Source organism: Humitalea sp. 24SJ18S-53 (genome assembly GCF_050632385.1).
In the GTDB taxonomy this organism is placed as follows: Bacteria; Pseudomonadota; Alphaproteobacteria; order Acetobacterales; family Acetobacteraceae; genus Humitalea.
Genome location: NZ_CP192599.1, coordinates 3,014,812 through 3,040,804 on the forward strand (window position 1 = coordinate 3,014,812; position 25,993 = coordinate 3,040,804).

23 protein-coding genes are annotated in these 25,993 nt (G+C 70.9%); 10 read left to right on the forward strand and 13 right to left on the reverse strand.

Annotated elements, in window-relative coordinates; genetic code table 11:
* The first annotated feature begins 2 nt into the window (after nucleotides 1–2).
* Both dapE and ACQW02_RS14335 read left to right on the forward strand, forming a co-directional pair.
* Nucleotides 3–1,124 carry a succinyl-diaminopimelate desuccinylase gene (dapE, locus tag ACQW02_RS14330; RefSeq protein ID WP_431280590.1) on the forward strand — a complete coding sequence of 374 codons (1,122 nt, stop codon included), beginning with the start codon at nucleotides 3–5 and terminating at the stop codon, nucleotides 1,122–1,124.
* Between the two features lie 83 nt (nucleotides 1,125–1,207).
* Nucleotides 1,208–1,711 carry a hypothetical protein gene (locus ACQW02_RS14335; RefSeq protein ID WP_431280591.1) on the forward strand — a complete coding sequence of 168 codons (504 nt, stop codon included), beginning with the start codon at nucleotides 1,208–1,210 and terminating at the stop codon, nucleotides 1,709–1,711.
* A gap of 1 nt (nucleotide 1,712) precedes the next feature.
* On the opposite strand, the gene truA is transcribed toward ACQW02_RS14335, so the two are convergent.
* The 4 genes from truA to def all read right to left on the reverse strand — a co-directional run bounded on the left by truA (nucleotide 1,713) and on the right by def (nucleotide 4,848).
* Nucleotides 1,713–2,474, reverse strand: a complete 762-nt coding sequence (gene truA / locus ACQW02_RS14340) for a tRNA pseudouridine(38-40) synthase TruA (protein ID WP_431280592.1) — start codon at nucleotides 2,472–2,474, stop codon at nucleotides 1,713–1,715.
* A gap of 76 nt (nucleotides 2,475–2,550) precedes the next feature.
* Nucleotides 2,551–3,294, reverse strand: coding sequence for a hypothetical protein (locus tag ACQW02_RS14345; protein WP_431280593.1), 744 nt, complete (start codon nucleotides 3,292–3,294; stop codon nucleotides 2,551–2,553).
* A 95-nt stretch (nucleotides 3,295–3,389) separates the two neighbouring features.
* On the reverse strand, nucleotides 3,390–4,295 hold the full coding sequence (fmt, locus tag ACQW02_RS14350) for a methionyl-tRNA formyltransferase (protein WP_431285904.1): 906 nt from the start codon (nucleotides 4,293–4,295) through the stop codon (nucleotides 3,390–3,392).
* Between the two features lie 31 nt (nucleotides 4,296–4,326).
* Nucleotides 4,327–4,848 carry a peptide deformylase gene (gene def, locus ACQW02_RS14355; RefSeq protein WP_431280594.1) on the reverse strand — a complete coding sequence of 174 codons (522 nt, stop codon included), beginning with the start codon at nucleotides 4,846–4,848 and terminating at the stop codon, nucleotides 4,327–4,329.
* Nucleotides 4,849–5,002: 154 nt separating this feature from the next.
* Between def and ACQW02_RS14360 the strand changes: the two genes are divergently transcribed.
* Nucleotides 5,003–6,502 carry a flavin monoamine oxidase family protein gene (locus ACQW02_RS14360; protein ID WP_431280595.1) on the forward strand — a complete coding sequence of 500 codons (1,500 nt, stop codon included), beginning with the start codon at nucleotides 5,003–5,005 and terminating at the stop codon, nucleotides 6,500–6,502.
* Nucleotides 6,503–6,607: 105 nt separating this feature from the next.
* Nucleotides 6,608–7,591: a tripartite tricarboxylate transporter substrate binding protein gene (locus tag ACQW02_RS14365; protein WP_431280596.1), complete on the forward strand. Its 984-nt coding sequence runs from the start codon at nucleotides 6,608–6,610 to the stop codon at nucleotides 7,589–7,591.
* 32 nt (nucleotides 7,592–7,623) lie between these two features.
* Here the strand turns inward: ACQW02_RS14365 and ACQW02_RS14370 are convergent, their stop codons facing one another.
* From ACQW02_RS14370 to fdhD, 5 genes are read right to left on the reverse strand one after another with little or no spacing between them, the layout of a single operon-like run.
* Nucleotides 7,624–12,054 (reverse strand): DUF4011 domain-containing protein, encoded by a 4,431-nt coding sequence (locus ACQW02_RS14370; RefSeq protein ID WP_431280597.1) that lies wholly within the window; start codon nucleotides 12,052–12,054, stop codon nucleotides 7,624–7,626.
* Complete coding sequence (locus ACQW02_RS14375; protein WP_431280598.1) at nucleotides 12,047–13,621, reverse strand: Na+/H+ antiporter; 1,575 nt, start codon at nucleotides 13,619–13,621, stop codon at nucleotides 12,047–12,049. The genes ACQW02_RS14370 and ACQW02_RS14375 overlap by 8 nt, the downstream gene beginning before the upstream one ends.
* A gap of 53 nt (nucleotides 13,622–13,674) precedes the next feature.
* The gene (locus ACQW02_RS14380) at nucleotides 13,675–13,800 is read right to left on the reverse strand and encodes a hypothetical protein (protein ID WP_431280599.1); all 126 of its coding nucleotides are present in this window, start codon (nucleotides 13,798–13,800) and stop codon (nucleotides 13,675–13,677) included.
* A 25-nt stretch (nucleotides 13,801–13,825) separates the two neighbouring features.
* Complete coding sequence (gene mobA, locus ACQW02_RS14385; RefSeq protein ID WP_431280600.1) at nucleotides 13,826–14,449, reverse strand: molybdenum cofactor guanylyltransferase MobA; 624 nt, start codon at nucleotides 14,447–14,449, stop codon at nucleotides 13,826–13,828.
* Nucleotides 14,449–15,336, reverse strand: coding sequence for a formate dehydrogenase accessory sulfurtransferase FdhD (fdhD, locus tag ACQW02_RS14390; protein ID WP_431280601.1), 888 nt, complete (start codon nucleotides 15,334–15,336; stop codon nucleotides 14,449–14,451). The genes mobA and fdhD overlap by 1 nt, the downstream gene beginning before the upstream one ends.
* A 310-nt stretch (nucleotides 15,337–15,646) precedes the next feature.
* Between fdhD and ACQW02_RS14395 the strand changes: the two genes are divergently transcribed.
* Complete coding sequence (locus ACQW02_RS14395) at nucleotides 15,647–16,090, forward strand: hypothetical protein (RefSeq protein ID WP_431280602.1); 444 nt, start codon at nucleotides 15,647–15,649, stop codon at nucleotides 16,088–16,090.
* Between the two features lie 8 nt (nucleotides 16,091–16,098).
* On the opposite strand, the gene ACQW02_RS14400 is transcribed toward ACQW02_RS14395, so the two are convergent.
* Nucleotides 16,099–18,360 (reverse strand): fused MFS/spermidine synthase, encoded by a 2,262-nt coding sequence (locus tag ACQW02_RS14400; protein WP_431280603.1) that lies wholly within the window; start codon nucleotides 18,358–18,360, stop codon nucleotides 16,099–16,101.
* A 153-nt stretch (nucleotides 18,361–18,513) separates the two neighbouring features.
* On the opposite strand from ACQW02_RS14400, the gene ACQW02_RS14405 reads away from it, so the two are divergent.
* Genes ACQW02_RS14405 through ACQW02_RS14415 form a run of 3 tightly spaced genes read left to right on the forward strand, consistent with a single transcriptional unit; the run spans nucleotide 18,514 to nucleotide 21,574 of the window.
* Nucleotides 18,514–20,052, forward strand: a complete 1,539-nt coding sequence (locus tag ACQW02_RS14405) for an acetolactate synthase large subunit (protein ID WP_431280604.1) — start codon at nucleotides 18,514–18,516, stop codon at nucleotides 20,050–20,052.
* The gene (locus ACQW02_RS14410; protein ID WP_431280605.1) at nucleotides 20,049–20,828 is read left to right on the forward strand and encodes a short-chain dehydrogenase/reductase; all 780 of its coding nucleotides are present in this window, start codon (nucleotides 20,049–20,051) and stop codon (nucleotides 20,826–20,828) included. Before ACQW02_RS14405 ends, ACQW02_RS14410 begins: the two co-directional genes overlap by 4 nt.
* A 14-nt stretch (nucleotides 20,829–20,842) precedes the next feature.
* Complete coding sequence (locus ACQW02_RS14415; RefSeq protein WP_431280606.1) at nucleotides 20,843–21,574, forward strand: SDR family oxidoreductase; 732 nt, start codon at nucleotides 20,843–20,845, stop codon at nucleotides 21,572–21,574.
* Here ACQW02_RS14415 and ACQW02_RS14420 read toward each other — a convergent pair.
* A complete protein-coding gene (locus tag ACQW02_RS14420) occupies nucleotides 21,568–22,047 on the reverse strand; it encodes a cupin domain-containing protein (RefSeq protein WP_431280607.1) in 480 nt (159 codons plus the stop codon). The genes ACQW02_RS14415 and ACQW02_RS14420 overlap by 7 nt on opposite strands.
* A 61-nt stretch (nucleotides 22,048–22,108) precedes the next feature.
* Here ACQW02_RS14420 and ACQW02_RS14425 point away from each other — a divergent pair, with 61 nt between their 5' ends.
* A complete protein-coding gene (locus ACQW02_RS14425) occupies nucleotides 22,109–23,140 on the forward strand; it encodes an amidohydrolase family protein (RefSeq protein ID WP_431280608.1) in 1,032 nt (343 codons plus the stop codon).
* On the opposite strand, the gene ACQW02_RS14430 is transcribed toward ACQW02_RS14425, so the two are convergent.
* Nucleotides 23,137–24,171, reverse strand: a complete 1,035-nt coding sequence (locus tag ACQW02_RS14430) for an L-idonate 5-dehydrogenase (RefSeq protein WP_431280609.1) — start codon at nucleotides 24,169–24,171, stop codon at nucleotides 23,137–23,139. The two genes, ACQW02_RS14425 and ACQW02_RS14430, sit on opposite strands and share 4 nt — an antisense overlap.
* Nucleotides 24,168–25,112, reverse strand: a complete 945-nt coding sequence (locus ACQW02_RS14435) for a 2-hydroxyacid dehydrogenase (protein ID WP_431280610.1) — start codon at nucleotides 25,110–25,112, stop codon at nucleotides 24,168–24,170. The genes ACQW02_RS14430 and ACQW02_RS14435 overlap by 4 nt, the downstream gene beginning before the upstream one ends.
* Before the next feature lie 57 nt (nucleotides 25,113–25,169).
* On the opposite strand from ACQW02_RS14435, the gene ACQW02_RS14440 reads away from it, so the two are divergent.
* Nucleotides 25,170–25,931: an SDR family NAD(P)-dependent oxidoreductase gene (locus ACQW02_RS14440; protein WP_431280611.1), complete on the forward strand. Its 762-nt coding sequence runs from the start codon at nucleotides 25,170–25,172 to the stop codon at nucleotides 25,929–25,931.
* The last annotated feature ends 62 nt before the right edge of the window (nucleotides 25,932–25,993 follow it).

Below are 25,993 nucleotides of genomic sequence, written 5' to 3' on the forward strand. Positions count from 1 at the left end.
CCATGGGGCGCGACCCGCTGCCGCTGGCTCAGGCCCTGATCCGCTGCCCCAGCGTGACCCCGGCGGATGCCGGCGCGCTGGACGTGGTGGCGGCGGCGCTTCGCCCCTTGGGGTTTTCGGTGCACCGGCTGGGTTTCGGCACTACGCCCAACCTGTTCGCCCGGCGCGGCGACAGCGGGCCGCACCTGTGCTTCGCCGGCCATACCGATGTGGTGCCGCCCGGCGCCGGCCCCTGGACCACCGACCCCTTCGGCGCGGAGGTCCGTGACGGCGTGCTGTTCGGTCGTGGCGCCACCGACATGAAGGGCGGGGTCGCGGCCTTTATCGCGGCGATCCCCGAAACCTGCCCCGGCAGCCTGTCGCTGCTGATCACCGGCGACGAGGAAGGCCCCGCCACCGATGGCACGGTCAAAGTGCTGGGCTGGATGGCCGAGCACGGCCACATCCCGGACATGTGCCTGGTGGGCGAACCCACCAGCAAGGTGCGGCTGGGCGACACGATCAAGGTCGGGCGGCGCGGCAGCCTGAACGCCGCCATCACCATCCACGGCACCCAGGGCCATGCGGCCTATCCCCAGAAAGCCGATAATCCGATCCATCGGATGGTCCGCGTGCTGGCGGCGCTGACCGCCGAACCGCTGGATGCCGGCAGTGAATTCTTCGAGGCATCGAGCCTGCAGGTCACCAGCGTCGATGTCGGCAATGCCGCGACGAATGTGATCCCGGGCAGTGCGACGGCGCGGTTGAACATCCGCTTCAACGACCTGCATTCCTCGGACTCGCTCGGTGCGCGGCTGCATGCGGTGCTGGCGGAACACGCGCCTCGGCACGAGCTGTCGCTCAATTGCTCGGGCGAATCCTTCCTCACGCAGCCCGGCCCCTTCGTCGAGGCGCTGCGCCGCGCCGTGCGGGCGACCTGCGCCACCGAACCGGCGCTGGACACCGGCGGCGGCACGTCGGATGCGCGCTTCATCGCGCGTTATTGTCCCGTGGCCGAGCTTGGCGCGGTGGGAGCCACGATGCACAAGGCCGACGAACAGACCCCGGTGGCCGAGTTGCGCGACCTGACCCGACTCTATGCCGCGGTGATTGCCGAAACGCTTGGCCAGGCAGCGGTCGGCTGAGCCCCCCGCCCCCGAACCCACGTGTCGAGGTCGCCGCCGGGCTGGTCGCCGGCTTCTGGCTCGCGCGTGGCAATGCGCTGGGGTTGGCGCTGCTGCCGACCGATGGCGCGGGCGCCTGGCGCGCCACGGTGCGCAGCATCCTGATCTGCCTGCCTGCCTTCCTCGCGCTGCGGCTGATCGCCTGGGGCGGGGCGGCGCCGCCGGTGGGCTTGCTGCCGGGGCTGCTGATCGAAACCCTGGCCTTTGTCACCGCCTGGGCCGCGCTGTTGCTGGGCACCCTGCCGCTGGTGAATGCGGCGGGGGCCGCGGCGCGCTGGCCGCATTTCGTCGCGGCCTGGAACTGGGCGAATGTGCCGCAGTATGTGGTTCTGCTGATCGCGATGATCGTGCCGCCCGCGCTGGGCCTGCCGGACTGGGTGTCGCATGGGCTGGCGCTGTCGGCCTTCGGCTGGGCGCTGTGGCTGGAATGGTGGGTCGCCAAGGTGGCGCTGGGCGCCGGGCCGCTGGTGGCCGCGGCGATCGTTGTCACCGATGTGCTGATCGGGATCGTGGTGGGCGGCGTCGCCGGGCGGCTGGTCGGCGGCTGAGTCAGACCCAGTCCAGGGCCTGCGCATAGGTCACGCCGGTGAAGCACAGCCCCTCCGGCGGCGCCGTCTGGCCGGCCTTGGTGCGGTCCATCCCATCCAGGAGCGCACGCGGCCAGGCCACATCCCGCCGCCCCAGCCCGACCTGCACCAGGGTGCCGGCAAAGTTGCGGATCTGGTGGTGCAGGAAGGACCTGGCGGCGGCGGTCAGCACCACCTCATCGCCATGGCGCGCCACATCCAGGCTGTCCAGCGTGCGGATCGCGTCCTTGGCCTGGCAGGCGGCGGCGCGAAAGGCCGAGAAATCATGCCGCCCGAGCAGCCCCTGCGCGGCGGCGTGCATCGCGTCGGCATCCAGCGCGCCTTGCACATGCCACACCCGCCCGGCCTCCAGCGCCGGCCGGGCGCGGCGGTTCAGGATGCGGTAGCGATAGGCGCGGGACACGGCCGAAAACCGCGGCGACCAGCCGGACGGGGCCAGGGCGGCGCGCAACATCACCACCGGATGGGGCTTGGTGTGGAAGGTCAGGGCCTCCCGCACCCGCATCGGCGGCAGGTCGCCGGGCAGGTGGAGGATCGCCACCTGGCCCGTCGCATGCACCCCGGCATCGGTGCGCCCCGCGGCCAGGACCAGCGGCGGGGTGCCGCCGTTCAGATGGGCGGCGGCTTCCTCCAGCACCTGTTGCACCGACAGCCCGCTTGCTTGCCGCTGCCAGCCGACGAAGGGACCGCCGTCGTATTCCAGCAGCAGCGCGTAGGCGGTCACGCCGGCTGGATCTGCGCCCTGGGGATCGGTCAAGGCGACGCGGCGCCGAGGCGGGCCTGGCGGGCGGAGGACCGGGTCATGGCAGGCGCGGGTCGGCGCTCAGCGCGCCATTGTTGCCGGGGTCGCGATACCGCACCTCCGTGTCGCTGATGGAGACGAGCGGCGTCGCCCCGCGATAGCCGGACGGGATCGCCGACACGTTGGATTGCTGGATGGTGTAGAGCAGGGTGCTGTCCTCGATCCGCCAATCGCCGCTCATCAGGATCGGGTAGCGGGCGCCGCCGAAGTTGAAGGTGCCGCGCCATTCGATCATGCCGTTCCGGGCGGCGGTGTATTGCAGGTCCTCGACATGCCAGCCAGTGCCGCGGGGCAGCTTGCCCTGCGATTTCCAGGTCCCCGGGAAGGCCGCGGCCAGGCGCGCATCCGCGGCGCTGGGCGGGCGCGGGGGGGCGGCGCTGGCGGCGGGGACCGTCGGTGCCCCCGGCGAGGTCCGGCCGATCGCATAGATGGCCAGCGCGAAGCCGAGAACGCCGATAAAGGAGATGATGATGGCCGTGGTGCGGAACCGGGCGGCCTTCATCTCCAACTCGCGCCGCGCGATGTCGAAGCGCTGGCTTTGGGACAGGTTGCCCGGATCGATGCGCGATGCTTCCAGGATTTCCAGTGCCGCCGCGCCGCGCTTGTCGGGGGGCGTGGTCTTCAGGATGCGTTCGCGGTGGTCCAGGCGCGATTTGTAGACCCAGGCCGCGACCGCCACCATGAAGGCCGCGAGCGTGAGGCCGGAACTGACGACGCCGATCACGCTCCACATCGATTCCATGGCTGGTCCTCGGCGGGTTCGCGGCGATTTTCCTATTTTGGGCGGTGGAACGCCGCCATTCTAATGCCGCGCCCGAGGCCGTTTCAACACAGCGATCAACCCAGGATTGAGCCCACGGGCATCGGCGATCCGCGCAGGAAATCAGCGGCCGGCATGGCCGCCCGGCCGGCGCGTTGCAGCCGGGTCAGCCGCAGGGCGCCCTGCCCGCAGGCGACGATCGGTCCATCGGCCAGGACCAGGCCGGGTGCCCCTGCCCCATCGGCCGGTTCGGCCGCCAGGATGCGCAGGGGTTCGCCAGCCAGGGTCGCCACCGTGCCGGGCCAGGGGTTCAGCGCGCGGATGCGGCGGTCAAGCACATCGGCCGGCTGGGACCAGTCCAGCCGCGCATCGGCCTTGGTCAGCTTGGCGGCATAGGTCACGCCATCCTCGGGCTGCGGCATCGCCTGGGGCCATTCCGCCAGGACACGCAGCATCAGCCGGGCGCCCATCGGCGCCAGCGCATCGTGCAATTCCGGGGTGGTCATGCGCGGGCCGATGGGCACGGTGTCGCGCAGATACATAGGGCCGGTGTCCAGCCCGGCCTCCATCTTCATGATGGTGACGCCCGATTCCGTGTCGCCCGCCAGGATCGCCGAATGGATCGGCGCGGCGCCACGCCAGCGCGGCAAAAGGCTGGCATGGATGTTCAGGCAGCCGTGGCGGGGTGCGTCCAGCATCGCCTGCGGCAGGATCAAGCCATAGGCCGCGACGACCGCGGCATCGAGGTCGAGTGCCGCGAACGCCGCGTGCTCCGCTTCATCCTTCCGTACCCGCGCCGGGGTGCGAACCGGCAGCCCGAGGTCGAGCGCCGCGCGATGCACCGGGCACGGCGTTTCCTTCTGGCCGCGTCCGGCAGGGCGCGGCGGCTGGGCATAGACCATGACGACCTGGTGCCCGACATCGACCAGCGCCCGCAGCGCCGGCACGGCGAAATCCGGGCTGCCCATGAAGGCCAGGCGCAGCGGCGTCATGGCGCTTCGACCAGCAGTGGCGTCATGCCGGGTTGCCCCGCAGCCGCGCCTCCTTGTTCATCTTCCGCAGGATCATGTTGCGCTTCAGCGCCGACAGGTAGTCGATGAACAGCACCCCATCCAGGTGGTCGATTTCGTGCTGCAGGCAGGTCGCCAGCAGCGCATCGGCCTCGATCTCCCGCTTTGCGCCGGTCAGGTCCTGGAAGCGCACCTTGACCCGCGCCGGGCGTTCCACGTCGGCATAATGGCCGGGCAGCGACAGGCAGCCTTCCTCCCGCACCGCGCGTTCGCTGCTTTCGGCCACGATCTCCGGGTTCACCAGGATGATGGGGTCGGGCTTGTCGTCCGGGTGCAGGTCGATGACCGCGACCCGCAGCAGCACGCCGACCTGCGGCGCCGCCAGGCCGATGCCCGGCGCCTTGTACATGGTCGCCAGCATCTGGGGTGCGAGGTCGCGCACCCGGTCGGTGTCGGCGGCCGTGACCGGCTTGGCGCGGGCGCGCAGCCGAGGGTCGGGCACGGTCAGGATAGGCAGGAGGTCCATGGGCGGGCGGGTCCGGCAATAGCGGGGAAGTGCAGCGTCGCGCATCTACGCGCGGGGGTGGCCCGGTGCAACCGACAGAAAAGCCGGTGTGATGCGCGATTCACATTCGCCAGGCATCGGCGCTAGCCTGTGTTACCCGGGGCAGGAACACGTCATGTCGCGCACGCCGATCTTCGCCATGCTGCAACGCGCCTTCGCTGTGGCCGACACGGCGGCGCCCCCCGGCGGCCCGCCGCTGGATGAAGTGGCCGCCGGCCTGCATTTGCCGCGCCGCGTCGTGCTGGGGGCCTTGCTGGCTTCGGTGCCGGGGCTGGCAATGGCCCGGGTCGGGCGTACCGATGCCCGGATCGTGGTGGTCGGGGCCGGGCTCGCGGGGCTGGTCGCGGCCTATCGGCTGACCCAGGCGGGGGCCGCCCGGGTGACGGTGCTGGACGCGAATACGCGCGTCGGCGGGCGCATGTTCTCGGCCCGTGGGGTGCTGGCACCGGATCATGTCGCGGAATTGGGCGGCAGCTTCATCAATAGCGAACACACGGACATGCTGGCGCTGGCGCGGGAATTCAGCCTGACGTTGGAAGATGGCGCGACCGAGGATCTGCAAGGCACCGTCTTCATCGATGGCCAGCACCGCGGCCTGGCCGAGATCGCCGCCGCCGCTGCACCGATGCTGCCCCGCCTGCAAGCCCTGCGTGCGCTGCCGGAAGAGCAAAAACCTGCCATCGACCGCCGTTCCGCCGCCGAATGGCTGGATGAATTCGGCACCACGGGGTGGCTGCGCAAGCTGCTCGACGTCGGGCTGACGCAGGAGATGGGGCTGGAACCGGACCGGCTGTCCGGGCTGTATCTGGTCGAGGCCTTTGCCCCGGACCCCGCGCAGCCCAAGCGGGGGCTGTTTTCCTCCGACCAGCGCTACCAGATCGCCGGGGGGAATGACCGGCTGCCGACGGCGATCGCCGCGCGCCTGGGCGACCGCATCCGCCCCAACCATCGCCTGGTCGCATTGCGCCGGCGGGGTGCGGGGTATGAGGCGAGTTTTGCCCGCGGCGGCGCCACCATCGTCATCCCGGCCGATATCGTCATCCTGGCGCTGCCGGCGACGATGCTGCGCCAGGTGCAGTTGGACATCGGCGCCCCGCCGCTGACGCAGCGCGCGATCCGCGAATTGGGCTACGGCACCAATGCCAAGATCTTTGCCGGGCTGACCGCGCGGCCCTGGCGGGCGGCGGGGCGCAGCGGCGAATGCCTGAACGACCTGGGCATCCAGACGGTGTGGGAGGACCATGCCCGCGACGGCACGGGTCCGGGCGGGATGACGATCTTCGCCGGCGGGCGCACCGGCGTCGACTTCGCCCGCGGGCCTGCCGCCGATCGCGCCCGCGCCGCGACGCTTGCGATCGACGCGGCGCTGCCGGGGGCGGCCGCCGCCTTCAGCGGCCGTGCCGGCCGGATGAACTGGCCCGGCAACCACTATGTCGGCGGCAGCTACAGTTGCTTCGCGCCGGGGCAATGGACCGGCTTTGGTGGTGCCTTCGCGCCGGTCGGCCAGGTGTTTTTCGCGGGCGAGCACACCAGCGAAACGCATTCGGGCTATATGGACGGGGCCGCGGAATCGGGCCGCATCGCCGCCGAGGCCGTGGCGCGCGTCCTGGCCTGACGCGGGCAGCATCCGCGGCTTTCTCGCGGCAATCTTCCCCACTACGCTTCCGCGCATGGTGCGTGCCCGCCCGCTTCGCGGCGGCGCGCGCCTGGGGAAAAAACAATGAAGCCCATCAACGGCCCAACCCGTCGCCATGTCCTGGCGGCCGCCGCCGCCCTGATCGCGGCCCCTGCCGCCGCACAGGACACGGCGTTTCCGCACCGCCAGTTGCGCATCATCGTCCCGCTCGCGCCCGGCGGCAGCAACGACACGCTGGGCCGCATCATGGCCGAACGGTTGCGCGACAGCCTGGGCCAGTTGGTCTTCGTCGAGAACCGCCCCGGGGCCGCCAGCAACCTGGGGTTCGAACTGGTCGCGACCTCCCCGCCCGATGGCTATACGCTGCTGCTGGCGCCGGACAGTCTGACGGTGAACCCGGCGCTGTTCCAGAACCTGCGCTACAACGCGCAGACGTCGTTCGCGCCGGTGATCCAGATGGCGCGGGCGGCGCAGATGCTGGTGGTGCGGCCGGCGCTTGGGGTTTCGACCCTGGCGGAGTTCATCGCGCTTGCGAAAGCCAGGCCCGGGCAGTTGAACATCGCCTCGCCCGGCAATGCCAGCGCGGGGCACCTGACCGGGGTGATGCTGTCGATGCGGGCCGAGACCCGTTGGACGCATGTGCCCTATCGCGGCGGCGGACCCGCCGTGACCGATACGCTGGCCGGCACCGTCGATGCGCTATGGGTCACCCCCGCCCCCGCCATGCCGCATCTGCGCAGCGGCGCGCTGCGGGCGCTGGCGGTCAGTTCGCTGACGCGGGCGACCGCCCTGCCCGAGGTGCCGACCGTCGCCGAACAGGGTTTTCCGGGCTTCGAGGTCATCAACTGGCAGGGCATCCTGGCCCCCGCCGGCACGCCGCCCGCCGTCGTCCAGCGGCTGAACGAGGCGATGAACGCGGTGCTGGTCGATCCGCCGATCAAGGCGCGGCTGGAGGACCTGGGCTTCGAGATCGTCGGCGGCCCGCCCGATGTCCTGGCCCGCACCATCGCCGACAACCTGCCGAGATGGCGCGAGTTGATCCGCGCCGCCAATATCACTGCCGACTGAGACGGATCGGCCTGCGAAGGACCAGGCCGCGGTCAGCCCGCGACGCTGACCTTGCCCGCACCGACCAGCCCCGCCACGCGCGCGGCAATGGCCGGGCCGGCCGCCGCCTCCAGCCCCAGCAGGCGATGGATCCCGGCCGCGAGTTCCGCCTCGGTCAAGACCGGCGCGGCTTGCAGCACCACGGCGGCGGCCGCTTCGATCTCGGCCGGGGCCACCATGGCGGCGCGGCGCAGGTGGGGGGATGCCTGGGCGCGGTCGCGGGCGGTGACGGTGCCGCCCTCGGCGGTCCAGAAGCCGCCGGCCTCGGTCAGGCCATGGAGGGATTTGCCCAGGCGCAGCGCCTGCGCCAGGGCGGCGCGGTCTTCCACCGACAGGGCCGCGCCGCCGCGCAGCAGCCGGACGCGTTCGGCGATGGCATCGGTGTGGATGGGGGCCTCGGCGGTCACGACCTGCACCAAGAACCCGGCCAGGGTGGCGAAGGGGATGCTGGGCAGGGGATCGGCCGGGAATTCCAGGCTTGCCTCGGCATAGGCGGGGGCCAGGCCCGTGGTCGCGGCGGGGGCGGCCTCGGCCTCGGGTGGGGCGGCGCCGGCCGCGGCCAGCAGGCGGGTGCGCTCGGCCTCCGGCCGTTGCAGCCAGGCCAGGTGCCAGCTTCGCAGCATCGTCCAGCCCATCATCGACAGGGCCTGCGCACGGCCGCGTTCCCGGTCCCGCGCGGAGAATACCGCCAGGCGGTCGGCGCCATCGGCCTCGACACCCAGGACCCAGGTGCCGTCGCGCCGGGCGCCGGCGTCCAGGAACAAGCCGGCCAGGCCGATCCGCGTCCCGGCATCCAGCCCCGCCGCCGTCAGCGCGCCGGCGATGGTCGCGGCCAGCGGGCCGGCGTCGCCGGTCGTGGTCGCATGCTGCCCCGGCGCCGGGCCACCGGCCGCATAGGCCAGGAAGGCGCGCAAGGCGGCTTCCCCCCCCACGCCATCGGTGCGCGACAGGTCGATGTCCTCGGCCGTGATGGAGGAAAACACCGTCAGGCGCTTCTTGGCGCGGGTGATCAGCACGTTCAGCCGGCGCTGCCCGCCTTCCTGCCCCACGGGGCCGAAGCGCATGGCGAGCTTGCCATCCGCGCCGCGCCCGTAGCCGACGGAGATCAGGATCGTGTCGCGCTCGTCGCCCTGTACGTTCTCCAGGTTCTTGACGAAGAAGGGCTCGGCCGGATGGGCCGCGAAAAACGCCTCGGTGGAGGGGTCGGCGCGGCGCTTTTCCTCCAGCGCATCCAGGATCGCGTCGCGCTGGCGGATCGAGAAGGCCGCGACCCCCAGCGTATCCCCCGGCTTTTGCCGCGCGTGGTCCAGCACGGCATCGGCGACGGCGGCGGCTTCGGTCGCATTGGTCCCCAGCCCCGTGGCGAAGGCGCCATCGACACGCACCAGCGACAGGCCGAACCCCGCGTCGCGCGGGCGCGGCGATGGCAGGACGTTCAGCCGCCCGCCATAGAATTCCGCGTTGCTGACCGCGATCAGGCTTTCGTGGCGGCTGCGGTAATGCCAGCGCAGCAGTGCCGAGGGCGCGCCACGGGCGTTGCATAGGCCGAGGATGCTCTCGACCTCCCGCGCCGCCGGGGCATCGGGTGCGTCTTCCGGTGCCACATCCTCGGCATCGTCGGTCATGCGCTGGAAGAAGCGGGTCGGCGGCATCTGCTTGTCGTCGCCGACGACGACGATCTGGGTCACGCGGCTGATCGCGCCCAGGGCATCGACGGGTTCGACCTGGGAGGCTTCGTCCATCACCAGCAGGTCGAAGCCGGCACCCTGGGGCAGGTATTGCGCGACCGACAGGGGGCTGGCCATGACGATCGGCTTGGCCAGCGCGATGGCATCGACCGCGCGACGCAGGATTTCGCGCACCGGCAGGTGGCCGCGCTTCTTCTCCCATTCGCCGCGCAGCACGGCGTAGCCCGGGCGATCGCGTGCCGCCGCCACGGCTTTCGCATGGGCGCGGGCGGTATCGGCACGGGCGATGGCCAGGCGTTCCTCGGCGGCTTCGCCGAATTCGGCGACCAGGCGATCCATCGCGGCGCCGTCGAAGGCGGCAAGGGCGGGCCGGGCCCGCAAGGCCGCGGCCAGCAACGCATCATGCAGGGCAAAGGCAAAGGCATCGGGAGCGGCTTCGGGGGCAAGGCTGCCATCGGCCAGGGCGGCGGCCAGCGGGGCCAGGGCCGGGCCGGCCTCGGTCAACGCGCCGCGCCAGGCCTGCCATGCGGCCAGGCCTTCGGGGGCCGCGGCCCAGTCGGCCAGGCGGCTGGCGACATCGGCCAGCGGCGGGTCGGCGGTGCCGAAGGCGGCCTGGGGGTCGAGGCCGGTCATCTCCAGCAGCCCGGCCCAGGCGGCGGCGGCCGGGTTGGCCGGTTCGGGGGGCGGCGGCGGCGGGGGTGGCGGCGCGGGTTGCAGGGCGGCGACGCCGCTGCGCTCCACCGCCTCGACCAGCGCCAGCAAATCGCGGTGGTTGCCGCCCCAGAGGCTGCCAAAGGCTTTGCGCCCCAGCCGGTCGCCAGCCCGCAACCGGTCCCGCGCCCATTGCCCGGCCAGGGCGACTTCCAGCGCCGGGATCGGATTGGCGGGATCGGTCGCGACCTTGTCCGCGACCGCCTGCGCGGCGCGACGGGTGCTGGACAGGAAATCCAGCATGCCGGCGGGTTCGGAGAGGGTGCGCCGCGCTTCCGCCAGGCCCGGCACCATTAGCGCGCCGGGGCGGATGCGCGGGTCGGCCTCGGCCTCCGCCAGCACGGCGGCGGCTTCGGCCAGGGCGCGCAGATCGGCGGGGGTGTCCCAGGCGGGATAGGTCATCGCCTCGGGGTCGAAGCGCAGGCGGGGTGGGGCCTGGACGGCGGGCATGGGCGGCGGCGGGGGCGGGGCGATGTCGGACGGGCGGCCGAGCCCCTTGGCCGATAGCGCGCGGATCCAGCCCGGCAGGGCGGCCAGCAGCCGGTCGGACTGGCCGGGGCCGATGCTGGCCATGACCCCGCGCCAGGGGCCGTGGGCGGCGCCATCCGATGCCATCGCGGCCAGGGTGCGGGTGGCGGATTGGGCGGCCTCGATCCGCGCCGGGTCCCAGTCCTCGGCGCCCTCCAGCGCAAAGGGGGCCGCGGTCAGGCCACGGGCGCGCAGCGCGACCAGGCGCCCCGCGACCTCGTGCAGCGGAATGCCCGAGGCCCCTGCCCCGGCCCGCATCGCGGCCGCATGCTGGTTCAGCCGGCCGCGCAGCGCGCCGAGCCGCCGCACCGACCCCGCCTTGTCGGGCGCGGGCGGCACCGGCATGGCGAAGGCATCGCGCAAGCCATCCAGGAACCCGCGCCGGGACGCGGCCTCATCATGCAGGTCCAGGCAGGCGGCGCCGAGGCCGATCGCCGACAGGCGGCGCTGCACGACCTCCAGCGCCGCGCGCTTTTCCGCCAGGAACAGCACCGAACGCCCGTCCAGGATGGCATTGGCCAGGATGTTCACGATCACCTGGCTCTTGCCCGTGCCGGGCGGGCCCTGGATGACCAGATGGCCCGGCGCCGCTTCGGCCGGCAGCCCGCGCGCGGCGCGATAGGCGGCGCCGCCGCGCCGCACGCTTTCGGCCGCCAGCGCCTGGCTGGAATCCAGGTCGAGCACCTGGTCCAGCCATTCCACCGGGATTTCGGCATCCACATCCGCCGCATCCGGCAGCGGCCGTGCCGCGGCCAGGGGGGCCGCGCCGACCAGCGATGCGATCAAGGGATGCGCCGCCAGCGCCGGATTGGCGGCCGGGTCGAGGTCGCGCCACATCAGGAAGCGGGCGAAGGAGAACAGGCCCAGGCTGAGCGCCCCGGGTTCCAGCGACCAGTCCTTCCGGCCCGCGATCAGCGGCGCCAGTGCCGCGGCCCAGGCATCATGCGCATAGGGGTCGGGGAAAGCCGGCACCTGGATGCCGAAGCGGGTGACCAGCATCTCCCGCAGGCAGGGATTGTCGGCGGCCTCGGCCCCCGGCGCCAGGCGCAGGCGGAAGGACTGGCGCGCGCCCTCCCGTTCCAGCAGCACCGGCAGCAGGGCCAGCGGCGCGCGGCGCGGCTTTTCCGGGGTCGTGGCGTCGCGCCAGGACAGCGCGCCGACCGCCAGGTAGAGGGCCGCGACCCCCGTCTCCTCGCGCAGGGTCCTGGCGTCCAGCGCCAGCGCGCGCAGCCGCTTGGTGGCCATTGCCTCGGTCAGCGCCAGGCGCAGCTTGGCGTCGGTCTTCCAGTCGGAATCCTCGCCGGCGGGCATGTCGGCCTCGAAGCCGAAGGGCTTGCCGTCGGCCAGGCGGCCCAGCACGAAGCCCGCATCCTCCGCCGCCAGATGCAGCACACCGGGCGATGCGGCGGGCATCGCCAGCAGGCGGTTGCGCGTGGACAGGTCCAGCAGCGCGCGCCGGGCCTCGGCCAAGGCGCCGGTCAGTTGGGTGTCAGCCATGGCCATTCCCGTGCAGCAGTTGCTTCAGGCGCAGTTCCTCGAAATCCAGGTCCTGGCTGACCACCATGAGGTGTTCATCCGACAAGGCCGTTTCGCGATGGTAGACCAGCAGGGCTTCGCGGCCAGCGCGCAAGGCGGACAGGCGCAATTGCAGCCGCGCGGTCAATTCGGCGCGGCTGGCCCCCTCTGCCGCGTCATGGAAGACCCGGGCCTTCTCGCGGAACTCCGGCAGCAGGTCGGCGGCGATGGCACCGTCGAGCGGGCTGTCCAGGCGCGACTGCAATTCGGTCGCCGCCGCCTGGCTGACCAGGCGGCGCAGGACCGCCTCCTCCGGCTCCATCCCGCGGCGTGGCGGCAGTTCGACGCCGAGCTTGCGGATCAGCCATTCCAGCGTGGTGCCCTGCAGGATCAGGGTCGCGAAGATGGCGCAGAAGGCGAGGAAGACGATCAGCGGCCGGTGGGGAAATTCCAGCGGCAGGGCCAGGGCGGCGGCCAGCGACACCACGCCGCGCATGCCGGCCCAGCCGATGACGACGGTGTTCTGCCAGGGCGGCGCCGCATGGTGGCGGCGGACGTAGGGGATCAGCAGCGCCACCCAGGTCGCGGGAAACAACCACAGGAAGCGCGATGCGATCAGCACCACCGACAGCACCAAGGCGACGGTCGCGATCCGCCCGGCATCGTGGACCGACAAGGCCTCCAGGATTTCCTGCAGTTGCAGCCCGACCAGGATGAAGACCAGGCTGGTCAGCACGAAATCGACGAAGACCCAGACGGCCCGCGCTTCCATCCGGGTGCGCGCGGTCAGGGTGGAATGCTGCGCCTGGCCAAGCATGATGCCGGTCGTGACCACGGCGATGACGCCCGACACATGCACCGATTCCGCGGTCAGGAAGGAAGCGAAGCAGACCAGGAATGTCAGTGTCGTTTCCAGCAGCGTGTCGTTCAGCCGCATCGTCGCCCAGATGCAGGCGCGCGCGAGCACGTAGCCGATCGCGACACCGCCCGCCGACGACAGGCTGAACTGGCCGATCCCCTGCTGCCATTCGAACCCACCGGCCGCGACCCCCGCGACCGCCAGCCGGTACAGCACCAGCGACGCCGCGTCGTTCACCAGGCTTTCGCCTTCCAGGATGATCACCATGCGGCGCGGCAGGCGCAGCCGCTGCAGCACCGCCGCCGCCGCCACGGCATCGGGCGGCGCCACGATGGCGCCGAGCGCGATGGCCGCCGCCCAGGGCAGGTCCGGCACCAGGAGTTTCGCCACGATGGCGATGCAGGCGGCGGTGAAGAAGACCGCCCCCACGGCCAGGAACAGGATCGGCCGCAGTTCCTTGCGAAACGCCCGCCAATCGGTGCGATAGGCCGAAACCATCAGCAGCGGCGGCAGGAAAAACGCCAGGGCGATCTGCGGATCCAGCGCGACCTGCGGCAGCCCCGGCACGAAGGCCAGGGCCGAACCGCCCAGCACCAGCACGACCGCATAGGGCAGGCCAAGGCGCCGGGCCACCAGCGCCATCAGGACGCAGGCCGCCAGCAGCGCCAAGAGCGTTTCGACGATCGCCATACGTCACGTATGGCCAGATAGGCGCCGGATGGGAAGCCGGCGCCCTGGGCCTGCTAGATGCGGGCGCCGGAGGTCGTGAAGGCGGCCTCTGACGTGACCTGGAAGCGGTCGTCCAGCACGCGGGAGGCGAGGAAAGCGATAAGGGCGGCGGCGACAATGCCGCCCAGGATCATCTTCATGGCTTTGGTCCTCGATGGCCCAGCATTAGGGCGCAGGCGGCGCGCGATGCAAGAGCCGCTCGGCCTCGATCAGTTCCTCTGGCGTATTGGCATTGAAGAAGGGGTCGTAGGGCTCGGTCGGCCAGATCGCTGTGGCGCAACCGTGGCGTGCGGTCCAGCGGTCGATCTTGCGTTCCCCGGCCAGGATGGCGGCACGCAGGTCGTGGCGCAGCGCCACGTCCCACACCCCGATCGGCGGGTGGGTATGGCCGCCCGATTCGGCGCAGGCCAGCGGCGTGCGGGCGGCCGCGCGCGCCGCCAGCAGCCGCGACAGCAGGTCGGCCGGCAGGAAGGGCGTGTCGCCGGGCGCCGACAGTACCAGCGGCAGGTCGGGCCGCTCCGTCGCCGCCCAGTCCAGTGCAGCGAGAATACCGGCCAGCGGTCCCGGATGATCCGGCAGGCCATCCGGCACCACCGGCAGGCCAAAGGCGGCAAACCGCGCGGGGTCGCCATTGGCGTTCAGCACGGTCAGCGCGACCTGCGGCGCCAGGCGGTCCAGCACATGCGCGAGCAACGGCCGCCCGCCGAGGTCGCGCAGCGGCTTGTCCCCACCCCCCATGCGCCGCGCGAGCCCGCCCGCGAGCACCACGCCAAGCACGTTGCGCGGCATCAGGACGCGGCCTCCGCATCCCGGCTGTTGCGGCGCCAGTGGCGCGCATCCTCGGGCGGGACCGCGTCGGGATCGGTGTCGAAGACGATGCGCGATTCCCCGGCCAGGGCGACGAAGCGCTTGCCCTTGCAGCGCCCGACCAGGGTCAGGTTCGCCTCCCGCGCCAGATCGACCGCCCAGGCGGTGAAGCCGGATCGGCTGATCAGGATGGGGATGCGCATGCGCACCGCCTTGATCACCATCTCCGACGTCAGGCGCCCGGTGGTGTAGAAGATCTTGTCCTCGGGCGAGGTTTTCGTCGTGAACATCCAGCCGGCGATCTTGTCCACGGCGTTGTGGCGGCCGACGTCCTCCATGTAGACGAGCGGGGCATCCTGCCGGCACAGCGCGCAGCCGTGGATCGCGCCCGCTTCCAGATACAGCGTGGGCAGCGTGTTGATCGCGCGCAGCATGCCATAGAGCCAGGACGTGCGCAGCACCGCATCGGGTGCGAGGCGCACATCGGCGAAGCCTTCCATCAGGTCGCCGAACGCGGTGCCCTGGGCGCAGCCGCTGGTCTGGGTGCGCTTGCGCAGCTTCTGTTCGAAATCGGTTTTCTGGGCGGTGCGGACGACGACGACGGCAAGGTCCTCGTCATAGTCCACGGCGGTGACCGTATCGCCTGGCGCGAGCATGCCCTGGTTGAGCAAATAGCCGATCGCCAGATCCGCCGGGCGGTCGCCGATCGTCATCATCGTCACGATCTCCTGCCCGTTCAGGTAGAGCGTGAGCGGCGCCTCGACCGTCACCGAGGTTTCGACGGCCTGGCCGGTGTGGTCGAGCCCGGTGACCCTTCGGGTCAGCCGCGGGTCGGAGGGATCGGGCTGGACAAGTAGTGGCGCGGTCATGCGGTGAGAGATGCGGTCCGGCGCGCCGCGCGGCAAGATCGGGGGGGCGTCCGCGCCGCGCGAAGTGTTCGCCGATCACTCCGACGTGATGCCCCCCGGCATCACGGATGGGTGCTGCGATGCGGAGTTCGTTCAGGCCGCCGCGGCGCGCGGCGCATCGCGCAGCGTGTGCCAACGCTCGCATTCGGCCGGGGTCATGTCGGGCGCGGTCAGGTGGCCGAATGCCGCGGCGGCGGCCGCCGTGCGCGCGGCAACCCAAGGCGCGCCCCCGGCGTTAAACGTCCCGTAAACTTCGTGTAGGAGGTTCCCCATGCGTATCGCAGTCGTGCTTTGCACCGCGCTGGCCACGATCAGCCTTGCCGCGCCGTCCCAATCCCAGACACGCACGCCCCCAGGCGGCGATGCCGCCATCACCGAGATGCAGCGCGCCGGCCCGGATCCCGCCATCCCCGCTGTGCCGCAGCAGAACCGCGCAGGCGCCGCGGCCGATACCGTCGCCGACGTCAACGCCGGCACCATGGAATTCCTGAAGCAGTCGCAGGACGCCCTGCGCCGCGGCAACCTGGGCGTCGCGAATGAATTGCTGGAACGCGCGGCGACGCGGATGCTCAGCCGCAGCACGTTGGCGACCGAAGCGGGGGTGCCGATGCGCGACGCGCGGCTGGGGCAGATCTCGGCGGCCCGTGCGGCGCTGATGAGCCGTGACCGCGCCGAGGCGATGCGCCAGATCGACCTCGCACTCGCGGGCGGCTGACCGCTTGTTCAGTGCGGCGGCCGTGTAAACGCGATCGCCGCGCGAACGCCGTTGTTGAGGTAGAATTCGTCGCGCGGGAACATGTCCGTCAGGCTTGCTTCCGCGCGCGGCGTCGCCGGCCCCCAGACCACCGGCGGGTCGGCGAACATCGCCGCGTAATCGCCGAAATCCGGGTTCCCCGCGCGCAGATGCGCCATCACCGCCGCTTCCTGGAATCGGTCGGCCAGGCGCGCGGCATCGAAGGGAATCGGCGAGTCCGATCCGATCAAGACCGAAGCCGGCAGCAACAGAATCGCATGCGGGAAGACTGCCGCGAAGGTTTCCGTCACGCGCGCGGATGGCGCCCACTGCACATACAGCCCGCCCGGCGCCAGGCGCGAACGCACGAGTTCCAGGAATTCCTGGCTGTAGAGCAGGCCCGAATGCGACGCCTCCGGCAGCACCGCATCGGCCTGGATCAGGTCGAATTTTTCGGTCGCGCGCGCCAGGGCACGGCGGCCGTCGCCGTATTCGATCGAGATGCGCGGATCGGCGAAGAGCCGCGCCAGCGGGCCGCCCGGATTTTTTCGCGCGGTTTCTTCCAGCGTGTCCAGCACGGGGCCGACCAATTCGATCGCCCGCAACTGCGTCCGTGGCAGGATGGAGGCGGCCCAGGGCGTGCCGCCCGATCCCACGCCGATGGCCAAGGCGGTCCGCGCGTCGGGGTGCACCAGCGGCCCGACCGCGCCCAGGAATTGGTGCAGCGGCAGGAAGGGCGTGCGCCCCTGGGCAAAGCCCTGGATGAAGAAGGGCCCATGCGGAAGGCCGGCGGCGGCGGCGCCCCGCGCGACATCGCCCGGCGCATCGTCGCGGAAAAAGGCGATGCCGGAGCGATCCTCGGCCCAGGCCACCGTCTGGCCCGGCCGTTCCAGATGCATCCGCCGCCACCATCCGTCGTTGGACGGCCAGGCCATCACCGCCACGGCGCAGGCGGCGGCCAAAGCCATCTCTGGCCAGCGGGCCCGCAGATGGCGCCGCGACGTCCAGAGCCATCCCAGGACCAGCAGAAACGACAGTGCCGCCAGCAGCACCAGCGTGCCCGCCGTGCCCAGGACGTGCAGCGAGACCAGGCCGGTGCCGATCGACCCCGCGGCATTGCCGGCGATATTCGCCAACTGCACCCAGCCGACCCGCGACCCGACCGAGGCCAGGTCCCGCTGCACGGCCCGCTGCACCAGCGGAAAGGTCATGCCGATCAGGAAGGACGGCGGGCCGACGACCAGCAAGGTCAACAGCACGGTCGCGACCAGGTTGCCGCCGCGCAGGCGGTTCTGGTCCACCGTCAGCCACTCCGACAGCGGCCAATGCGGCGCCGCCAGCCAGACCAGGGCCAGCAGCGCGGTCGCCAGCACGAAGCCCGCCGATTGCGTGATGAAGAAGGCCGGCCTTGGGTCGGACAGGCGGCGCACCATCCGCGCCGCGACCGCCATGCCCGCGCCATCGGCCAGCAGGAAGATGCCCAGCACGGTCGGGAACAGATAGGCGTGGAACTGGCCAACCTGGCCCAGGATACGGACCCAGACGATCTCCAGCGCCACGATCACATAGCCCGACAGGAAGACCAGCAGGCACCACATCGGCAGCCCGCCGTAGCCCGCCGATGCCTCGGCCGAAACCGTGGCGGGCGGCACCGCGCGGCGCAGGCCGGGCAGCAGGGTCAAGGCCAGGGCAGCCGCAAAAAGGTTCAGCGCGGCGGCCAGCCACAAGGCGCCCTCGAACCCCAGGTTGCCGACCAGCAGCCAGCCGCCCGCCAGGGCGCCCACCCCGGCGCCAAGCGTGTTCCAGCCGTAGAGCGCCCCGATGCGCGCCGCGAGCGTATCGAGCGACACCGCGATCGCCCGCGACAGCAGCGGCAGGGACGCCCCCATCAGCACGGTCGGCAGCAGCAGCCCCAGGAAGCAGAGGGCAAAGATCGCCATCGGCGCATCCACCGTGCCGGCCAGGCCGATCGCCAGCGTGTCGTAGAGGAAGACTTTCGAGACCAGGGCAAAGCCCGCGACCCCGGCCTCGGCGATCGCGAAGCCGATCAGCGCCCGGTGCGGCGCCAGCCGGTCGGCCCAGCGTGCGCCCACCAGCGAGCCGATGCCCAAGCCCGCCAGGAAGGCCCCGACCACCAGCGCCGCCGACACGGTGTCGGACCCGGCGAAGATGCCCAACATGCGTTGCCACACGATCTGGCACAGCAGGGCCGCGAAGCCAGATGCGAAGAATGCGAGAGATAAACGCCCCATCTCATGTCCTTGCCAGCAGCCAGACCTGTAATATGGACAAACGCATTGCGATATTTTCATGCGTTTGGGAAGCAGTCAGATGCCGCCCCGGGGGCTTGCCGGCCCGCCACCGCCCGCGCACCCTGCGCCCCTAATGAAAAGGGGAGAGACGCGGTGAACGGTGCCGAGAGCCTGGTGCATTCCTTGCTGGCCAGCGGGATCACCACCTGCTTCAGCAACCCCGGCACCAGCGAGATGCATTTCGTCGCCGCCCTGGACCGGATTCCCGGGATGCGTTGCGTGCTCGGGATGCAGGAAAACGTCGTCACCGGCATGGCCGATGGCTACTGGCGCATGACGGGCAACCCGGCTTGCACGCTGCTGCATTGCGGGCCCGGTCTGGCGAATGGCCTGGCCAACCTGCACAACGCCCGCCGCGCGCGCAGCGGCATCGTGAACATCGTCGGCGACATGGCGACCTATCATCGGCCGCTGGATGCGCAATTGACCGCCGATACCGAAGGGTTTGCCCGCGGCGTGTCCGGCTGGGTCCGCACCGCGACCGACGCGGCCCAGGTGGGGGCCGAGGCCGCCATCGCCGCCCAGGCCGCCCGCACCCATCCGGGCCAGATCGCGACGCTGATCCTGCCGGCCGACACCGCCTGGAACGAGGGCGGGGTGCCGGCGGCACGGCTGCCCGACCCGGTGGCGCCGCAGGCCGACCCGCATGCGATCCGCAACGCGGCGCAGGTGCTGCGGACGAAAAGCAACGTGCTGATCCTGCTCGGCGGCCGGGCGCTGCGGGCGGATGCCCAGGCGCTGGCCCACCGCATCGCCGCCGCCACCGGCGCGCGCATGCTGGGGGAGATGAGCAACGCCCGCGTCGAACGCGGCCGCGGCCGGCCGCAGTTGGAACGGGTGCCCTATCCGGCCGACCTCGCCATCGCGGCCCTGGCCGATGTGCAGCAGATCATTCTGGTCAATGCCAAGGCGCCGGTCGGCTTCTTCGCCTATCCCGGCAAGCCCAGCCTGCATTACCCGCCGGGTGCCGGGGTGCATGTGCTGACACGGTATGAGCACGACCCGATCGCCGCGCTGACCGCGCTGGCCGACGAGTTGGGCGCCCCCCAGGCGGCCATCCCCGACCCCGGCCCGCGCCCGGAGGCCGCCCGTGGCCTGCCGACGCCCGAGGGCCTGGCCCGCTGCGTCGCCGCGACCATGCCCGACGACTGCATCATCGCCGATGAATCCGTCAGTTTCGGGCGTGGCTTCTTCAAGGAAACCCATACCGCGCCCGCGCATGACTGGTTGCAGATCACGGGTGGGGCGATCGGTTGCGGCATGCCGTTGGCGACCGGGGCGGCGATCGGCGGCGGCGGCCGGCGCGTGCTGAACCTGCAGGCGGATGGTTCGGCGATGTACACGCTGCAATCGCTCTGGACCCAGGCGCGGGAGAAACTGCCCGTCACCACGGTCATCCTGGCCAATCGCAAATACCAGATCCTGCTGGGCGAATACCAATCGGTCGGCGCCAATCCGGGCCGCACGGCGATGGATATGCTCGACATCGGCAACCCCGATCTGGATTGGGTGAAGCTGGCCGGCGGCATGGGCGTGGAGGCCGCGAAAGCGCATAGCCTGGAAGAATGTGCCGCGCTGATGTCGCAATCCTTCGCGCAGCCGGGTCCCTTTGTCGTGGAGTTGGTGATTTGAGCTTTGACCTGGGCCTTGCCGGCCAGACCGTGCTGATCACCGGCGGCAGCAAGGGCATCGGCCTGGCCTGTGCGCATGGTTTCGCCGCCGCCGGCTGCAACCTTGTGCTGGTGTCGCGTGATGCGACGGCATTGGCCGCCGCCGCCGATGCCGTGCGCGGAACAGCGCAGGTCGCCGTCGCGACGCATGCGGCCGATCTTGGCGATGCGGGCGCGCGCGAAAAACTGGCCGCGGCGCATCCCGGCATCGACATCCTGGTGAACAATGCCGGCGCCATCCCGGGCGGCCGCGTGCAGGACCTGTCGTTCGAGCGCTGGTCCGAGGCCTGGGCGCTGAAGGTGATGGGCTACATCCACCTGACGATGCTGTATCTGCCAAAGATGGAGGCGCGGCGCGCCGGGGTGATCCTGAACATCATCGGCATGGCCGGGCGTTCGCCGCGCGCCGACTACATCTGTGGCGCCACCGGCAATGCGTCGCTGATCGCCTTCACCGAGGCCGTGGGCGGCCGCAGCGTGGATTCCGGCGTGCGCGTGCTGGGGCTGAACCCGGCCGCGACCAAGACCGACCGCATCCAGCGCCTGGCCCGCACCAAGGCCGCGGCGAAATTCGGCGACGAGAACCGGTGGGAGGACACGCTGGCCGACCTGCCGCTCGGCCGCGCCATCGACCCGTCCGAGGTCAGTGACCTCGCGGTATTCCTGACCAGCCAACGCGCCGGCTACATCAGCGGCACGGTGGTCGACCTGGATGGCGGCGGGCGCAACCGCGGATAGGGAGAACAGGAACAATGAGCCTCAATGGCAAGGTGGCGGTGGTCACGGGCGGCGCGCGCGGCATCGGCCTCGCGGTCGCGGAACGGCTGACCGCCGATGGCGCGCGGGTGTCGTTGTGGGAGGCCGACCCTGCCGAGGCCCAAAAAGTCGCCAATCGTCTCGGCGGCCACGCCGTCGCCTGCGATGTGACCGATGAGACCGCGGTCGCCGCCGCCCTGGCCGCCACCGAGACCGCCCTTGGTCCCGTCGATATCCTGGTCGCCAATGCCGGCATCACCGGGCCGAACGTGCCGGTCGCGACCTATCCCGTCGCCGAATGGCGCCGGGTGCTGGAGGTCGACCTGACCGGCGTTTTCCTGTGCTGCCGCGCCGTGGTGCCGGGCATGACGGCGCGTGGCTGGGGGCGGATCGTCAACATCGCCTCGGTCGCCGGCAAGGAGGGCAACCCCAATGCCGCCGCCTATTCCGCCGCCAAGGCGGGGGTGATCGGGCTGACGAAATCCCTGGGCAAGGAATTGGCGCAGACGGGGGTGCTGGTGAATTGCGTGACGCCGGCCGCGGCGAAGACCGCGATCTTCGACCAGATGACGCCGGAGCACATCGCCTACATGCTCGGCAAGATTCCGATGGGGCGGTTTGTCGAAGTGACCGAGATCGCGGCCATGGTGCGCTGGCTTGCGGGCAGCGAATGCGGGTTTTCGACCGGGGCGGTGTTCGACATCTCCGGCGGGCGCGCGACCTACTGATAGGGCGTGCCGTCCTTGTGCGTGAAGTGCCAGGCGCCGTCCGCACCCATCACCGCCACCAGGTCGTCGTCGGGATAACTCCCGGCGTCGCCGGGCGTGCGGTCGCCGATTTCGAGATAGACCACATCGGCGTCGCTGCGGTTCACCAACTGGTGCGCGACACCCTGGGCCGGAAACCCCGCGCAGTGGCCGGGGCCGAGCAGGAGCTCGCCAGCATCGGTCACCAGGGTCGGCGTGCCTGCCAGGATGTAGATGAACTCATCCTGCCGGCTGTGCCGGTGCAGCAGGGCTGACTCGCCGCCAGGCAAAAGCCGCGTGAGGTTCACGCCAAAATTCTTCAAGCCGAAGATATCGCCCAGTGCGCGCTTCTGGCGCCCGCCCATGCGGCTGAAAAAAGGTTCGGGATAGTTCGACGGCTTTTGCCGCGGCGGTGCGTCCTCGGCGGCGATGGCGAGCGGTCGCGTATCGGTCATGGCCCCTGCCCCTCAAAGCACCATGCTGGCATGGTCCGGCGCAGGCCAGGAGTCCCCAACAATGCCGATCGACCGCCGCGCGCTTCTGGCCCTGCCCACCCTGGCCGCTGCCGGCGCCATCGCCGCCCCGCTGCCCGGCAAGATCGCGCTGGAAGAACACATCATCATCCCCTCCTTCCTCGGCTACCTCAACAAGGCCATGCCGCCCGTACCGGCAGAGGCGCGCGCCACGCTGATCCGCCGCATGTCGGATTTTGGTGAGGAACGCCTGGCGGCGATGGATGGCGCGGGCGTCGAACGGGCGGTGTTGTCGATCTCCGGCCCCGGGGTGCAGGCCGAACCCGATACCGCGACCGCGACGCGCCTGGCGGCCGAGGCCAATGACGCCCTGGCGCGCGAAATCCAGAAGCGCCCCGACCGCTATGGCGGCTTCGCGCATCTGGCGATGCAGGACCCGGCGACGGCGGCGCGCGAATTGGAACGCTGCGTGCGCGACCTCAAGTTCCAGGGCGCGATGATCAACCATCATACGCTCGGCGTGTATCTCGACGATCCGCGCAATGACGTGTTCTGGGAGGCTTTGCAGGGGCTGGACGTGCCGCTCTACCTGCACCCCGACGACAGTTTCCGCATGCCGCATGTGCTGGAGGGCGTGCCCGAACTGCACAAGCCGACCTGGGAATGGACGACCGAAACCTCGACCCATGCGTTGCGCCTGATCGTGACCGGCGTCTTCGACCGCTTCCCCCGCGCGCAGGTCATCCTGGGGCATATGGGTGAGGCGCTGCCCTTCATGCTGTGGCGCCTGGACAGCCGCTATACGTTCACCGAGACGAACCGGCGGGTGCGGAAAAAACCGTCGGAGTATATCCGGTCCAACATCTCGGTCACCACATCGGGGCAATGCGACGACGTGCCGTTGAAGGCGGCGCTGGCGGCGCTGGGCGAGACGCGGGTGATGTTCTCGATCGACTACCCGTATGAGGAGTCCGGCATCGCCGCGCGCTTCATCGAAAACGCGGCGATCCCGGAGGATGTGCGCGCCAAGGTCGCCAGCGGGAATGCCAGGGCGCTGCTGAAACTGCCTGGCTAAAACGCCAGTTGCACCTTCATCGCCTTCGCCCGGTCCGAGGCCAGGGCAAAGGCTTCTTCCGCCTGGTCCAGCCGGAACACCGCGGTCACCATCGGCATCGGATTGATCGCGCCGCGCGCCAGCACATCGACCGCGGCGGCGAATTCCGCGTGGAAGCGGAAGGTGCCGCGCAGGGTGATCTCCTTGGCGACCAGGCGCGACAGTGGCAGGGTTATGTCGTCGCCGAGGCCCATCTGCACGATGGTGGCGCCGGGGCGCGCGGCCTCGATCGCGCCGGCGAGGGCGCTGCCGCTGCCACTGGCTTCGAAGACCACGTCGAAATGGCCCTTGTCGGCATGGTAGCCGGCCAGGGCATCGGGTTCGTCGTGCAGCGCGATGGTGCGGGTCGCCCCCATGCGGGTGGCGAACACGAGGGGTGCGGCCATGAGGTCGGTCACCACCACCTCCGCCGCCCCGCCCAGGCGCGCGACGGCTGCCGTCAGCACGCCGATGGGCCCCGCCCCGGTCACCAGCACGCGCCGGCCCAACAACGGCCCGGCCTGGGCGGCCGCATGCAGGCAGACGGCGAGCGGTTCGGCGAAGGCCGCCAGGGTCAGGTGCATGCCGGGCGGCAGCACGACGCAACGCGCGGCCTCGCAGACCAGTGCCTCGCGGAAGGCGCCATGGACATGCGGCATCCGCATCGCGCTGCCGAAGAAGCGCATGTCCAGGCAATGGTTCGGCGCCCCGCCGAGGCAGAATTTGCACATGCCGCAGGGCAGCGACGGGTTCACCGCGACCTTGTCGCCGATGGCGACGCCCGTGACGCCCGCACCGATCTCGGCGACCGTGCCCGCGACCTCATGCCCCAGGACCATCGGTTGCCGCAGCCGCATCGCGCCAAAGCCGCCGGCGTGGAAGTAATGCAGGTCCGATCCGCAGATGCCGGCCGCACCGATGCGGACCAGCACCTGGCCGGGGCCGGGCGGGCCGGGGTTGTCGGCTTCGACACGCAGGTCGTGGGCTGCGTGGATGAACAGCGCGCGGGTCATGCGACGGGCGTCAGCAAGGGGCGGCCGTCCAGCCAGGCTTCCATATTCGCCAGCATCAAATCGCCCATGGCGCCGCGTGTCTCATAGGTCGCCGAGGCCGCATGCGGTTGCAGCACCACATTGGGGAAACCGGCGAACACCGGGTCGATGGCGGGTTCGTTCAGGAACACATCCAGCCCGGCCGCGCCCAACTGGCCGCTGCGCAGGGCGGCGATCACGGCCGCTTCCTCGACCACCGTGCCACGGGCGACATTGACCAGGATCGCGCCCTTCGGCAGGGCGGCGATGACGGCCGCCGAGACCAGGTTGCGCGTCGCCGGGCCACCGGCCGCGCAGACCACCAGCGCATCCACATGCGGCGCCATGGCCAAGGGGTCCGGGTAATAGGCGTAGGGGATGTCCTGCTTGCTGCGGCCGGAATAGGCGATGGGCATGGCAAATCCCTCCGCCCGCTTCGCCACCGCCCGGCCGATGGCGCCGAGGCCAACGATGCCCAGGCGCTTGCCATACATGCGCCGCTGCAAGGCCATCGATCCCTTGGCCGCCCAGTCGCCGCCGCGGACCCAGGCATCGCCGGCCGGGATCTGCCGGAAGGCCGACAGCAGCAGTGCCAGGGCCATGTCCGCGACCTCATCGGTCAGCACGCCGGCGGTATTGGTCACCGGGATCTTGCGGGCGCGGCAGGCGGCCAAATCCACCATGTCGGTGCCGACGGCATAGCAGGCGACGATCTCGAGATTCGGCAGGGCGGCCAGTTGTTCGGCGTTGATCCCGGTCTCGCCCCGCGTCGAGACGAACCGCACCGACGCGCCATGTTTCGCCAGGAACGCCGGTTTGTCGGCGGCGGAGAAATATTCCAGCACGGTGAACCGCCGGGCCATCGCATCCAGGTCGCGTTGCGGCAGATGCCCGATCACCAGGACTGCTGGCTTGTCCGTCATGTTCATTCCCCCCGAAGCGCGTAAGTTTGGCCAAGGATGACAGGGGAAAGCAAAAAAATGAAACAGGCCCTCTTTGACCTGACCGGCCGTCGCGCCCTGGTCACCGGCTCCAGCCAGGGGATTGGGCTGGCCCTGGCGCGGGGGCTGGCGGAGGCTGGTGCCTCCGTCGTGCTGAACGGGCGGGATGCTGGCAAACTGGCGGGGGCCGCGGCGTCGTTCGGCGACACCGCCGTGCAGACCGCCGCCTTCGACGTGACCGACCAGGCGGGGGCCGAGGCCGCCGTCGCGGACCTGGAGGCGCGCCTCGGGCCGATCGACATCCTGATCAACAATGCCGGGATCACCCGCCGCTTCCCCGCGACCGAATTGCCGGAATCCGCGTGGCGGGAGGTGATGGCGGTGAACCTCGACGGGTTGTTCTTCATGGCCCAGGCGGTCGGCAAGCGCATGGTCCAGCGCGGGCGCGGGAAGATCGTGAACATCTGCTCGGTGCAGAGCGATCTCGGCCGACCGGGCACCGCCGCCTATTCGGCCAGCAAGGGTGCGGCGCGGATGCTGACGCGCACGCTCTGCGCCGAATGGGCCAGGCATGGCGTGCAGGTGAACGGGTTGGCGCCGGGGTATTTCGCGACCGAGCTGACCAAGGCGCTGGTGGATGACCCGGTCTTCACCGCCTGGCTGTGCCAGCGCACCCCGGCCGGCCGCTGGGGGCGGGTGGAGGAATTGGTGGGGGCCGCGGTGTTCCTGTCGGCGCCGGCATCGGATTTCGTCAATGGGACGATGGTCTATGTGGATGGCGGGATGACCGCGGTGGTCTAGGCGCGGGGCGCAAAACAGCAGGGCAACTGGCCATCGCCGGCGCGATCATGTCCAATCCGTGC